General features: G+C 58.3%; 9 protein-coding genes. 8 read left to right on the forward strand and 1 reads right to left on the reverse strand.

The features are described from left to right. Positions 1–309: 309 nt before the first annotated feature. The 5 genes from IRZ24_RS02485 (at position 310) to IRZ24_RS02505 (ending at position 7,018) form a co-directional block, all read left to right on the forward strand. Entirely contained in the window at positions 310–1,197 is an 888-nt protein-coding gene (locus tag IRZ24_RS02485; RefSeq protein ID WP_297160224.1) for an ABC transporter ATP-binding protein, read from the forward strand. An 80-nt stretch (positions 1,198–1,277) separates the two neighbouring features. Further along, positions 1,278–2,396 (forward strand): ABC transporter permease, encoded by a 1,119-nt coding sequence (locus IRZ24_RS02490; RefSeq protein ID WP_297160225.1) that lies wholly within the window; start codon positions 1,278–1,280, stop codon positions 2,394–2,396. Positions 2,397–2,660: 264 nt separating this feature from the next. Then, a complete protein-coding gene (locus IRZ24_RS02495; protein WP_297160227.1) occupies positions 2,661–5,366 on the forward strand; it encodes an ATP-binding protein in 2,706 nt (901 codons plus the stop codon). Next, positions 5,350–5,724 (forward strand): response regulator, encoded by a 375-nt coding sequence (locus IRZ24_RS02500; protein ID WP_297160228.1) that lies wholly within the window; start codon positions 5,350–5,352, stop codon positions 5,722–5,724. Before IRZ24_RS02495 ends, IRZ24_RS02500 begins: the two co-directional genes overlap by 17 nt. Before the next feature lie 109 nt (positions 5,725–5,833). Then, positions 5,834–7,018: a tetratricopeptide repeat protein gene (locus IRZ24_RS02505; protein WP_297160229.1), complete on the forward strand. Its 1,185-nt coding sequence runs from the start codon at positions 5,834–5,836 to the stop codon at positions 7,016–7,018. 35 nt (positions 7,019–7,053) lie between these two features. Here the strand turns inward: IRZ24_RS02505 and queA are convergent, their stop codons facing one another. Further along, entirely contained in the window at positions 7,054–8,229 is a 1,176-nt protein-coding gene (gene queA / locus IRZ24_RS02510) for a tRNA preQ1(34) S-adenosylmethionine ribosyltransferase-isomerase QueA (RefSeq protein WP_297160231.1), read from the reverse strand. A gap of 532 nt (positions 8,230–8,761) precedes the next feature. Between queA and IRZ24_RS02515 the strand changes: the two genes are divergently transcribed. From IRZ24_RS02515 to IRZ24_RS02525, 3 genes are all read left to right on the forward strand, one after another. Next, the gene (locus tag IRZ24_RS02515; protein ID WP_297160233.1) at positions 8,762–10,432 is read left to right on the forward strand and encodes an MFS transporter; all 1,671 of its coding nucleotides are present in this window, start codon (positions 8,762–8,764) and stop codon (positions 10,430–10,432) included. 156 nt (positions 10,433–10,588) lie between these two features. Continuing rightward, positions 10,589–11,482, forward strand: a complete 894-nt coding sequence (locus IRZ24_RS02520) for a sulfite exporter TauE/SafE family protein (protein ID WP_297160235.1) — start codon at positions 10,589–10,591, stop codon at positions 11,480–11,482. Positions 11,483–11,652: 170 nt separating this feature from the next. Beyond that, positions 11,653–12,798: a DUF2330 domain-containing protein gene (locus IRZ24_RS02525; RefSeq protein WP_297160236.1), complete on the forward strand. Its 1,146-nt coding sequence runs from the start codon at positions 11,653–11,655 to the stop codon at positions 12,796–12,798. The last annotated feature ends 330 nt before the right edge of the window (positions 12,799–13,128 follow it).

The following is a 13,128-nucleotide window of genomic DNA, read 5'->3' on the forward strand; positions in this document are numbered from 1 at the left end:
GACCGATCGCCGATTATTATACAGGAGAGCCAACGTGACCAGAAAGAGCAGAACTCTGTCCTGCAGCCGGCCCTGTGCGCTGGTCACGAAGGCATCTTTCATCTGGGCTTTTACTCCACTCAGCGCTAGTCGATCACCGTTCAACCTGGCAGGAAAGCCTTTTAACCTCTCAGATGCGCCAGTCGGCCTTTTTTTGTGGCGCACCGCAGCCGCAGATGGTACAGTCAGCTCAGAGTCAGTGGCCAGGGGAGGGAAGCAGGCTGGCCATATCCCCGACCAACCTTGACAGCCAAGAAAGGAGAGGCAAACATGGAGCATCAGACTGGGCCGGAGCTGATGATTGAAGCCCATCAGCTCCGGCGGACCTTTGGTCAACGCCAGGCTGTTGCTGATCTCAGTCTCAGCGTTCGGCGTGGCGAAATCTTCGGTCTGCTCGGTCCCAATGGAGCGGGTAAGACCACCACGATCCGTCTTCTCAGCGGTCAAATCATTCCTGATAGCGGCTGGGCACGTGTGGCCGGCTGCGATGTAGTTCACGAGCCACTGCGCCTGAAGCAGCAGATTGGTATTGTTTTTGAGGAGCAAAACCTCTATGAGCGGCTCACCGCCCGCATGAATCTCCGCTTTACTTGTTGGCTCTATGGTCTGCCCGAGAAGCGCATTGACGAGGTGCTGACCTTAGTCGACCTGCGCGATCGCGCTCGTGAGCCGGTAGGGAAGTTTTCGCAGGGTCTCAAGCAGCGCCTGCTCATTGCACGGGCCCTGCTCCACAAACCCGCCGTGCTTTTCCTTGATGAACCAGGCCGCGGTCTCGATCCCATTTCGGCCCATACCGTGCGTCAGGTGATCCGACGCCTGAGCGAGGAAGGGACCACCATCCTGCTCACCACTCATCTGATGGAAGAGGCCGACCAGCTCTGTCAGCGCGTTGCTTTCATCGTGAACGGGAGGCTCGTCGCCAACGACACCCCGCGCCATCTCAAGCTCCAACATGGCAAGCGCCTGCTGCAGGTTACACTGGAAGAACAGCAGGACCACGCCCGGCGTCTCTGTGACATCACGCTCAAGCTCGATGATGTTAGCGATCAGCAGCGGCTGGCGCGCTGGCTCAGCGAAGGAAAGGTCCGCGCTCTGCACACGCAAGAAGCCAGCCTTGAAGAGGTCTTCTTTCATGTTGCTGGCGTGCCGTTATCGTAAATTCTCAGGCCATGCACGCCCTGGCTCACGTCAGAGGCGATAGCCGACCCGATCAGCCAAGCTTCAGAAAGGATGAGATCATGCACCTGCGCGGCATTCTGGCCATTGCCCGTAAAGATATCATTGACCTCGTGCAGAACAAAGCCACGCTTGTGGGATTGCTGCTTCCGATCTTCATGGCTGTACTTTTCAGTTTCATCAATAGCCTCATCAGCGGGACACCAACACGCCTGCTCATCTATAATCCGGGTCACTCACCGGTTGAGCGTATCGTCAGTTCCGCCTTCTCTGCGCCAGCCATCAGTCATGCGACGAGTCCCGTCGAAGTCGAGGCCGCCTTCGGGCCCGACGGCGCTCACAAGCAGTCTTCTTACGCCCTTGGGCTGATCGTGCCCCCCACCTTTGAGAGCGATCTGCGCGCGGGCCGTCATCCGCAAGTGCAGCTCTTTCTGAATGGCGACAGTATTGACACAGCCCAGCGCGCTTTGCTTACTCAGGCCCTGACCGACTATGGGCGGCAGGTAGTCAATCCTGAACCACCGCTAGCCGTCGTTACCAGCACTATCAACCCGCCGCAGCCGAGTGCCTTTGGCCAGAACAGCAAAGCCTTCTTCGTCATGTATGTGCTTATCATGGCCATCATGAACTCTGCCAGTATCGTGCCCGGCCTGATCATTGAGGAGAAAGAAAAGAAGACCTTGCGGATGCTGCTGGCCTCGCCCATTACCTTTAGTGACATCATTGCCGGCAAGCTGCTTGTCAGCCTGGCCTATCAGATGCTGCTGCTGACCATCGTTTTTCTTACCATGCAGGGCTTCATCGGTAACTTACCCTGGTTACTACTCTTTATCTTCATCGGCGCCTGTCTGACCAACGCTATTGGTCTGCTGATCGGCTGCTTGTTCAACACCACCTCAGCCTCGGGGGCTGCCACAGGCATTCTCATCTTTGCCTTCATCGTGCCGGCGCTTTTTGTCGGCCCACTGGGACAACTTGTTGAGGGTCAATCTTTCATGATCATCGTGAAGGCAATCCCCGTCTACTACCTGGCCGAGGGCCTTTACAAGGCGCTGACCGGCCAGACTGCTGTTGCAGCCATGCTGACTGACCTGACGGTCATCACCGGAACCACCCTGGTCTTCTTCGGACTGGCCGCCTGGAGCCTGCGTCATCAGGCGGCGGTTGCCAGCAGCATCTAGCTCTGCGCGGGTGGGGAAAGACCCGATCCAGGCCGGCCCACTGCGCCAGCCCCCTTATTGGCCTGCAATGGTCAGGCCTCCCTCCCTTAACAGAGAGGCCTCAGCCTGGTGACAAGGAGCACAGCTTGTGATATCCTGTCTCGCGACAGGACGAGCGCGAGCATAGCAGACGCTACCAGCGGCGGCAAGCGGGCGGGTGGTTCGTCGGCCTGCACGCCCGCGCCGCCTATGCGCCTTTGCAAAGGAAGACAGGAGAACAGACCCATGCCGACAGCAATCTGGGGGGAGCCGGAGCCAGAAGGCAATGAGGCTTATCCGCTAGCAACCCTGAAACAGCTGCTTCACCAGATGATGGTGCATTTCGCGGCTCAAGGGGCATGTCTGGCGCTGTACGATGCCCTGCTAGGACAGATGGTGATCAGGCTCCATGTGCGTCTGCGCAACGGGGGCGCAGGGGGGCAGCCCAGTTCAAGCCTGAGCGCAGGTCAGAGCGGCGTGGAGGGTGTCCATCGTGTCGGCAGGCGAACCACTATCAATCTGCAAGACCCATCTTCTTCGGCCATCGGGCGTCTGAAACGTACCCCTGCCCCTCAAGATGAGCTGGAAGACGTACCACCCCAGCCAGGAAGCCTCTTCCCGGTAGGCAGCCGCTACGCGCCCGGTCAGGATCTTATCGGCTATGTCTGGCGCGAGAACCGCTCCTGCATTATGGAGCATGAGAGCTACATCTATGCCTTTCACGGGCAGCGCAAGATGCCGTTCCCTCTTGAACTCAGACCCCACTGGTATTTTGCGGCCCCCATCCAGGAGCCACTGCTTGCCCACGAAGAGAGCGGCCAGCGTGTAGCGCCCCAGCCGCCAGTCCTAGGGGTGGTTGTGCTTTACAAGCTGGTGCCAGCGCCTGGCTTCGACCTCAAGCAGCGCCAGGAGGTCCACGCCTTCACGGAGCGCATGGCCCTCTATCTGGAAAACCATCGCCTGCGTCAAATTCAGCGGCGCACCAGTGAGCACCTCCAATCCCTGCAGCAGCTCAGCGCTATTTTTCCATCGACCGTCAACCTGGCCTATCTGCTAGAGCAAGTCTATCAGTTCACACGGCGCATCGTCGATGTCTCGGCCATGCTGGTCACCCTTTACGATCGGGACACCCGCATGATTTACGACGTCTACGCCGTCCGAGATGGCAAGCCGGTTGAGGGCCTGCCTACCGAGTCAGTCGAGCCACGCACACGTCGCCAGTGGTGGCGTGTGACTCAAGAGGAGAAACGCACCTTGCTACTCAGCCCGGCCCACCTGCGTCAGCATGAATATGACGAGCTCCTGCAAGGGGTGTGGGGAGACCAGCGCCAGGCCGAGTCGTTCCTCTTGCTGCCGATGAAAATGTTCAACCGCGTCATCGGCTCAGTTAGCCTAGCCAGTCAGCGGCCCAACGCCTACCGGCACGAAGATATCCAGGTCCTGGAGACAATGGTCCAGATCATCACGGTTGGCATTGAGAACGCTCGATTGTATGAGCGCTCGCGACGCCTGCTGCGCAAGGCCCGGCAGCGCGAAGAATCGCTAGCTGCCATGAATAGTGCCCTGCAGTCCATCAGTCTCGTACTGAATGTACGCGAGATGCTGGACAACTTTGTCCGCGCTGTTGCCAACCTGGTTGAAGCTGAGGTCAGCGTCTTCTTCCAGCTCTCAGCGGACAAAGAGGAGCTGGTCGCCCAGGCTATCTATGCCCGCAGCAATAAAGGAGCCAGTAATGAAGCACTCTCCTTTATGCGCGCCGACAGCGAAAAGGAGCGCGAGCTGATCGAGATGATTCGCCTGCCCTTCAAGGGGTCGCTGTTGGAGCGCATGGCGAGCGAGGGAGCTTTTTTCTACCTTGATGCTGCCCTGGCCGAGGAGCTGGCGCAGACAGCCAGCGAGGGAGGAGCGATCTTCCTGCGCGAGACCCAGATTCAGCGCATGATTATGATTCCGGTTCAGTACCAAACCGAGCTCATGGGCATTCTAGCCCTTCATACGCCGCGTCAGGATCGCGTCTTTCAGCCGGAGGAAATTGGCATGCTGCTGGCCATCTGCAGCCAGGCCGCCAGTGCCATTCGCAATGCGCAGCTCTTCGAGCAGATTCAGGAGGCCAACGCCGAGCTACAACGCATGAACACCCTCAAGGATGAGTTCATTGTCACCGCCTCCCACGAGCTGCGCACGCCGCTGAGCGCCATCAGCGGCTATGCCTCCTTGCTCAAGCGCCAGAGCGCGCGCGCCACCCCGCAGCAGATTCTGCGCTTCGCCAGTAAAATCGCCGCCTCGGCCCAGCAGTTGAGTGCGCTGGTAGCCAATATGACCGAGGCCGCGAATATGGATGCCCTGGGGCGCAAGCTGGAGCTGCATCCCAGTCCCGTCGAGTTGCGCACCGCTGTGCAGATGGCAGTCAGTATCTTGAGCATCAACATTGAGCAGCAGATCGAGGTTAACGTCCCCGAGGGCATCTGGCTCTACTGCGATCCGCAACTGCTGCGCCAGGTCCTGACCAACTTGCTTGACAACGCCGCCAAATACTCGCCACCGGATAGCCAGATTGAGATTCGCGTACGGGAGATGACGCTTGGTGAGGTGCCGCTCCCTGAGGAACAGGTTGATCACGAGGCCTTGATCGAGAAAGGGGCCGATCTGCCGGTGGCCGTGGTGAGCGTCTGCGATCAGGGCGAGGGCATCTTACCCGAAGAGCAACATAAGATCTTTGAGAAGTTTGTCCGCGCCTCACGGACCCTGACTACGCCCGTGCGTGGCTCCGGGCTGGGCCTCTATATCTGCCGCCGCTTTATTGAGGCAATGGGGGGCAAGCTCTGGCTGGAGCGCAGTGTCCCCGGCGAAGGCTCGATCTTTAGCTTTTATCTACCGCGTACTAGTCCACCACCCGAAGCCCGCGAGCAGGAGGAGGAAGAACCAGCCAGCAATCATGAAGAGTCTGCCTGATGTGCTGATTGTCGACGACGATCCGCTCATCCGTGAGATGATGATCGATATTCTTGAATTTGAGGGCTATCGCCTGCGCACGGCTCGCAATGGACAGGAGGCCCTGCAGGTATTGCAGGGTGAGGGGCGCTACGTGGTCTTTCTTGACCTGCTGATGCCGGTCATGGATGGCAGTACGCTTTGCCAGCGACTGGCCACGCAGCCAGAGCTGCGCCGTCGCCACCGCATCATTCTGATGTCGGCTATGGATCGCCTGGCCGAAGCCTCTTCCTTGCAGGCCGATGGCCTGATGCCAAAACCCTTCTCGGTTGAGGATGTTCTGCAGGCCCTCGCTCCCTTTCGCTCTCTCTCGCCGTGAACGTTGATTTCTCAGATCAGTCTTCCTCCTCCCCGTCCTCTGTTGTCCTGTCGCCTACAATAATATATGAAAGACAACAGAGAGCCACTGCTGATCGGGAGCGGCCTGCATGAACCCAACCAGCATGTTTACGGCCTTAAGTATATTTACAACATTTGCCAGCATTATACCGGTTTATCACTTTGTCTATCGCTTTCTGCACATCGCGCCTTTCATCCAAGGGGAGGGGCCTGACCTACTGCTGTATCCCAAGAGCCTGCACCAGGAGAGGCAGGGCCACAAGGCGCAGGCAACTGCTCTGGCGCGCCGCGCGACCGTTTATCTCCACCGTGGCCAACCCCAGCGGGCTATTGAGCTTTATAACCGTGCGCTCGCCCTTGCTGACGATGAGGCAGGCCTTTATCTAGGTCGTGGGGAAGCCTGTTATCAGGCCGGGCAATACCAGCAGGCCTTGAGTGACTGCGAGCGAGCTTTGCATCTTTTGCCCATGCTGGCCGAGGCGCATTATCTACGTGGACGCGTCTGCGCGCGTCTGGCCGCCTATCACCAGGCGCTTGCAAGCTATACACGTGCACTGGAGCTTGAGCCACGGCTGGCCGCCGCTATCTACCCGGAGCGGGCCTCTCTCTATCAGCGGCTTAAAAAGCCTCATGCAGCGCTGCATGACTACTGTCGTGCTCTGGAGTATCATCCGCAGGAGGCCTCCCTCATTTTTCAACGCGCCTTACTCTACCTGCATCTGCGGGAGCCGCGTCAGGCCATTGCCGATTTGAACAGCGTGCTGGAGGCACGCCCCAACTTCGCTTGTGCTTATCACTATCGCGCCCTGGCCTCTCTCTATTTGCACGATCTCAGGCGAGCACGCCAGGACTGCCAGCGGGCTATCACGCTTAATCCGATGCACATTGATCATGGCTGGCTGGCCTGTTGGGTCGCTCTTTGCGAAGAGCGCCCAGACGCCGCTATGGCTGAACGTCTGGAGGCCCTGGCGCGCAATGCACCAGAGCAGTACGTGGCCCTGCTTTGTTGGGCAGTCAGCGCCTGGATACGGGGAGAGCAGGCGGCGGCGCAAGCAGCTCTCAGCCGGGCCCAAGCCTGTGTCGGCCCCGATGAGCATTGGGATGCCCCCTTCTGGCAGGCCGTTATCTGGGCCACAGTCGGATGCGAGGCCGATGCTCATCAGGCCTTGCACGAAGCCCTTATCCGTGGGCTGCCCCTACCGTTGCTCTCTCCGCTGCGCTGGGCTCATCCCGCCTTTTATGCCCACTACGCTAGCGCCTTGCTTGAAGCCTGAAACAGGTGCGCTTGAGCAACAAGCCCGGCCAGAGCCTAAAGCAGTAGCATCGCGTCGCCAAAGCTGTAGAAGCGGTAACGCTGACGGATAGCCTCTTGATAGGCTTTCTCAATCAGAGCCTTGCCAGCAAAGGCACTGACCAGAAGGATCAGCGTCGAGCGCGGCAAGTGGAAATTGGTGATCAGGGCATCCACAACCTTGAAGCGATAACCAGGGGTAATAAAGAGGTTGGTGTGGCCATGATAGGCGCGCACCTGGCCATTGAAGAGGCTGGCCACACTCTCGAGCACGCGCACCGAGGTGGTGCCCACCGCCACGACACGTCTCCCCGCGCGCCGCGTCTCGTTGATCAGTTCCGCTGTGGCCTCGTCAATATCGATTTCCTCGCTATGCATCTTGTGATCACGCACATCTTCTACATCGACGGGACGGAAGGTATCCAGGCCAACATGAAGGGTCACAAAGCCGATCCGCACTCCCTGAGCGCGCAGACGATCAAGTAGCTCCGGCGTAAAGTGCAGGCCAGCCGTGGGAGCCGCCGCTGAGCCAGCGATGCGCGCGTAGACCGTCTGATAGCGCTCAGGATTGGCCAATGGCTCATGAATATACGGCGGCAAGGGCATGCGCCCAATCTCTTCGATAACCTGGGCGACCGCTGGCGGCGTAGCGTGGCGTTGGGCCAGGAGAGTTAGATATTCTGGCGTCAGGGTAAAGCGAATGAGGCGTCCTCCGGCTTCAGTACGTCTCAGAATCTCGCCTTGCAGGCGCGGCGGCAAACCCGCTGCCTGATCATCGCCGAAGAGGATGCGCGCCCCTTCGCGTAGACGCCGTCCAGGGCGGACCAATGCTTCCCAGGTATCAGGGCCAAGGTCGGCCCGCTGAGCCAGCAATAATACTTCAACTGCTCCACCGGTGCCTTCGCGCTTGCCAAGCAGGCGAGCAGGAATAACGCGGCTCTGGTTAGCGATCAGGAGATCGCCCTCCCGCAGATAGTCGCCGATATCGCGAAAGTGGCGATGCTCTAAGGCTCCCGTAGCCCGATGCACCACGAGTAGACGCGAAGCGTCGCGGGGCTCAATTGGCTGTTGAGCGATTAGTTCCTGTGGCAGCTCGTAGTCGTAGTCGCTGATGCGGTAGGAAACATTCTCTGTTTCCTGGATCTCTCCCTCAGCAGATCGCTCATGCTGAAATTCTGACGGATTGTTCTGCATCGCTCATCTATCCATTTTTCTCTTTTATAGCATGACAAAGGAATAAGAGCAGCTTTGCCTCCTCTAAGGCGGCGCAGAGAACGGAACTTAAAGCAGAGTTTTTCATGGCTTCTGAAGCCCTGATTCATGATAGCACGTTCGCGTCACCAGAAAAAGTCGAGCGATGACGATGCATCATGGACGAGGCCAGGGAACTCAGGCAAGGAATTAACTATGACAACCTGTCCAAAAGGACAGTTTTCCGCTCTCAGCTATGGCGATATGTCGTTATGAGGAATGCTCCTTCTTTCGAAGTTGTTCTATCTAGATAGAAAGTGAAGAGAGTGTCTCGCTACCACAGCGCCCTACAGTGTAAGGAACAGTCAAAGAGCTATCTTCTGTGGATGCGAGTGCCCTACCACATACCCTTTTCTCGCAGGCTATCCACGCCAGGCCTGGATACACAGCTCAGGATAGTGCCTGCTTTTCTTCTTTGCTGATACAAGAATTTACAATTTTGTATATACTGGGAGATAGTGGGACAGGAAGGATAATGCAGCATCAAGATCTCCAATTGCCAGAACTACGCATATCCCAAGAGAGACAGACGGCTCAGTCCGGTGGACAGCTTGGGCACAACGGTCATAGTGACGAACGGAGGAGGCAAGCGAGGCAGACCATTGCGCTTCCTACGGTGGAACCACGGTCGGCGACTGCCGCCGTCCAGAGCGAGGGGAGCCGCAGCGAGAAAGCAACAGTTATAGAGACCAACAAATGGCTGGTCTTCGTCATTTTAGCTATTGGCGTCTTCATGGCCACCCTTGATGGTTCCATCGTGAATATTGGTCTGCCGGCCATTGCCAGTTATTTTCGCGTACCCCTCAATGGGGCAGTTGAGTGGGTGACGATCGCCTACCTTGTAGCGACGGCCTCCATGCTGCTGACAGCCGGACGGCTGGCCGATATGGTAGGGCAAAAGCCTGTCTGGCTGCTGGGGCTGATCATTTTCACCTTGGGATCGGCCATCTGCGGTGCGGCGCCTTCGCTGCTCTTTCTCGTGATCGCTCGCGGCTTCCAGGGCCTTGGTGGCGCTCTGATGATGGCCATCTCGCCGGCCATGCTGACCAGCGCCTTTCCTCCCTCTGAGCGGGGGCGCGCCTTGGGCCTCAACGCTATCAATGTCGCCCTGGGGGTCAGTGTTGGCCCGACCGTCGGCGGCCTGATTACCACATATCTATCGTGGCGCTGGATCTTCTATGTGAATGTCCCAGTCGGAATCATTGGCCTCCTTGCAACCTGGTTCCTCTTGAAGGAGCGTCATGCCCAGCGTCAGGGACGCTTTGATCCGTTGGGAGCGCTGACCTTGGGCGTGGGCCTGGCTGGTATCACGCTGGCGCTCTCTTTCGGGCAGGAACTGGGCTGGCTCTCACCGTTGGTCCTCGGCAGCCTGCTCGTTGGTTTGGCCGCGCTGGTCGCGCTCTACTTCATTGAGCAGCGCGTTGCGTATCCTGTCATTGACTTTTCACTGCTACGGCGGCGAGTCTTTCTTTCAGCCAATATCAGCCTGATCCTTTGCTTCATGTCGCTTTTCGCAGTGAGCTTTCTGATGCCGTTCTACCTGGAGCAATTGCACGGCTTTCCAACAGAGGTGGCCGGTCTCTTGCTCACGCCGCTGCCCATCACGCTCGCCTGCGTTGCGCCGATCAGTGGGAGTCTGGCGGACCGGATTGGTTCGCGCTGGCTGGCGGCCAGTGGACTGGCGATTTCCTGTCTAGGCTTGATTTTGCTGAGCCAGCTCAATGCCCACAGCTCGCTCTGGGATATCATTTGGCGCCTGGTGGTGACCGGTATGGGACAGGCCATTTTCCAGTCGCCCAATAGCAGCGCTCTGATGGGCGATGCTCCTCGCGAGCAACAAGGCAGTGCTTCAGGCTTCCTGGCAACGGGTCGTACTATGGGACAGAGCATCAGCGTAGCGCTCGCCGGTGCGGTCTTTACCAGTCTTGGGGGGGCTAACGCCGGCCTGCAGCTAGTGATGCTACGCGCTCACGGTACGCTCTCTGCTGCGCAGGCCGCTGCACTTGAGCAAACCTTCAGCCACGCCTTCCAGAGCGCTTTGTTGGTCTGCGCTCTGATCGCCGCCATTGGCGTAGGGACATCGCTGGTGCGCGGCAAGGAGGAGCGGCGAGGACAGGGGGTCCATCTGGCCGAGTCAGGTCACTAGGCCTCGCCATCGCTCTCAGCCCAGGTCTTGACTCCTCTCTATGGCACTGCTAGACAGGGGGAAGTCTCGCTGAGAGTCGAGACCTCTCTTTTCCAGCTTTTTTGCTGCTATGATTAGAGCAGGATCATCTTCGTAAAGGAAAGTTGGAATACGTCTATGACCCTTCCACAGGCCGTTTTGCTCTTCCTGGCTGCGGTGCTCGGCGGCATGCTGAATTCAGTTGCCGGCGGCGGCAGCTTCATCGGCTTTCCGGCCCTGATTTTCACAGGCGTACCTTCTATCAATGCTAACGCGACCAATACAGTGGCGCTCTGGCCCGGCGTCGTGGCCAGTGCTGGAGCCTACCGCAGGGAGCTGGCGCGCCAGCCGCGGGCTTTGATCCTGGTGCTGGGCGGCACGAGCCTTATCGGGGGAGTACTGGGCGCGCTATTACTGCTCCGTACTCCGCAGCAGACCTTTACTTTGCTGATTCCGCCCCTGCTGCTGATCGCCACCGTGCTTTTCGCCGCCAGCCCCCGGCTGACCGCCCTCTTGCGCCAGCGACGTGCGGCAGCTCTACCGGCGACCCCTGTAGCGACCTCCGATCTAGCTCAAGCTCAGGCGAGGACTCTCTCCGCCGAGCTGCCAGCTACCAGTACGCTGGCCATGAGGATGGAGAAGCTTTCTCCTTCGAAGCTGGTTACGGTTTCTTTTTTCCAGCTTCTCATTGCTACTTACGGGGGCTATTTTGGCGGCGGCATCGGTATCTTGATGCTGGCCACGCTAGGCATGATGGGCATGGAAAATATCCACGAGATGAATGGCCTCAAGACCTTGCTGGCCGGCTTGATTAATGGGGTGGCAGTGGTGACTTTCGCACTGGCCGGAGCGGTCTTCTGGCCTCAAGCCTTGCTGATGGTGGTCGGGGCCGTCATTGGCGGCTATGGGGGCGCCTACTACGCCCGCAAAATCGATCAGCGCTGGGTACGCCTCTTCGTTACTTTGGTCGGTGTGGCTATGACCCTGTACTTTTTCATCAATATTTATATCCTGGGACACAGCGGCAAGTAGCTCGTCAGACCTCAGCGAGGAGATACCTCAAGTCTGTCCGCTACTAGGTCAGCCAGCCGGAGCGGAGCAGCGAGCGACCGGGGTAAGGAGGGGAACTTTTTGGGCGCGGGCGCCGTCCTTTGCTTCGGATGATCACCGACCATATCATGTGCGAAGGAGGTGCCCCGCCTATGTCTCTGCTTCCTCTCTCTCGCCTCTGGAAGTGGTCCTGTGCCGCCGGGCTGTTGCTGCTGCTCACCTTGCTACAGGCTCAGCCGGCCCTGGCTTGCGGTGGACTGGTGGCTCCCAATGGCAGTGTACGCCTGCAGCGCGCCACTACCTTGGTCGCCTGGCATGATGGCTTGGAGTATTATCTCACCAGCTTTACGTATCAGGGAGATGCCAGTCGCCTGGGTTGGATCGTACCCTTGCCAACGGCTCCGCTGAGTATCCAGGAGGGAGGCGCCTGGACCCTACAACGCCTGGGCCTGGAGGTGCAGCAGCGTCTACTTACGCACGGGGAATCAACAGGCGTGCAGTTCAGCGCGGTTGGCGTCCAGGTAGTGCAGCAGGTAGAGATTGCAACTCTCAATATCACTGTGGTCAAAGGGAGTGGTGCGGCTGTTCTCGACTGGGCAACGCAGCATGGCTTTCTGCTCGACGAAGAGACACGAGCCCATCTGCTGGTCTACGGACAGGCAAGCCCTTTTTTTATGGCCGTCCAGTTTGATGCCACCCAGGCCCATAAGCGCGGTTTGACCCAAGGAGATGGCACGCCACTGCTGATTACGATGCGCTTACCTCGGCTCTGGGTGCCTCTGGAGGTGCTGGCCATCGGGACCGATACGGTTAATGCCGATCTGTACTTGTTGACCGATCAGCCGCTCTACACCAGCGATTGGGCCTATCATCTGGGACTGTCCCCCGTAGGGAAAGAGGTGCCCGGAGCCCCAGGCTTACAGGTCCTCTTTCAGGAACCAGTGAACGAGGGCCTGTATCATGACCTGGTGACCGATCGCCATATGGGGTGGGTCTGGCCAAAGAGCTGGCTCACCTATCTGAGTTTAGTTGCGCCGGCTCCACAGGTCACCTACGATTTGCAGGTTACTCCCCAGCCCGGATTGATGCAGGGTGTTCCTTTCGGTACCTCAGTGCAGCAGTTGACCCAGATCCCCTTTGCTCGCCTGCCAGACTGGTTGCCTGCCTTGCCTCAGGGCACATTGCCAGTCTTACTTGAGGCTGTCGGGCTGTTGCTCATGATTGGTGGGCTGTGGCTCTGGCACTCTCGCCATAACAGGAGCGGTATAGCAGCAAGAACTTTCTCCCTTCGTAAGTGAACAGCTTCACCCACATGTAAGCACTACTAGGCCTCACGAAGAAAGTTGGCTGGCAGGGTGCTGATGTTGGCCCTGCCAGTCAGACCTATAACACGCGCGCACAGAGTCGACAGGGAGAGCTGATCTATTTCTGCAGGTTGACCAGATCATTCACGCCCAATGGAGCAATTTCAACTCCTATCCCCATGCTCATCTTTTGCTATATCAGAGGAGGCAATTCTATAGATATTACATTATTTATATAATCACTATCCCAGGCTATCCGCCTGCTTGATAGCAAGCGAACTGCAAAAACCAGGAGCGTTCTCACGATGGTAACAAGCCCATTTG

Source organism: Thermogemmatispora sp. (genome assembly GCF_019683755.1).
Lineage (GTDB): Bacteria > Chloroflexota > Ktedonobacteria > Ktedonobacterales > Ktedonobacteraceae > Thermogemmatispora.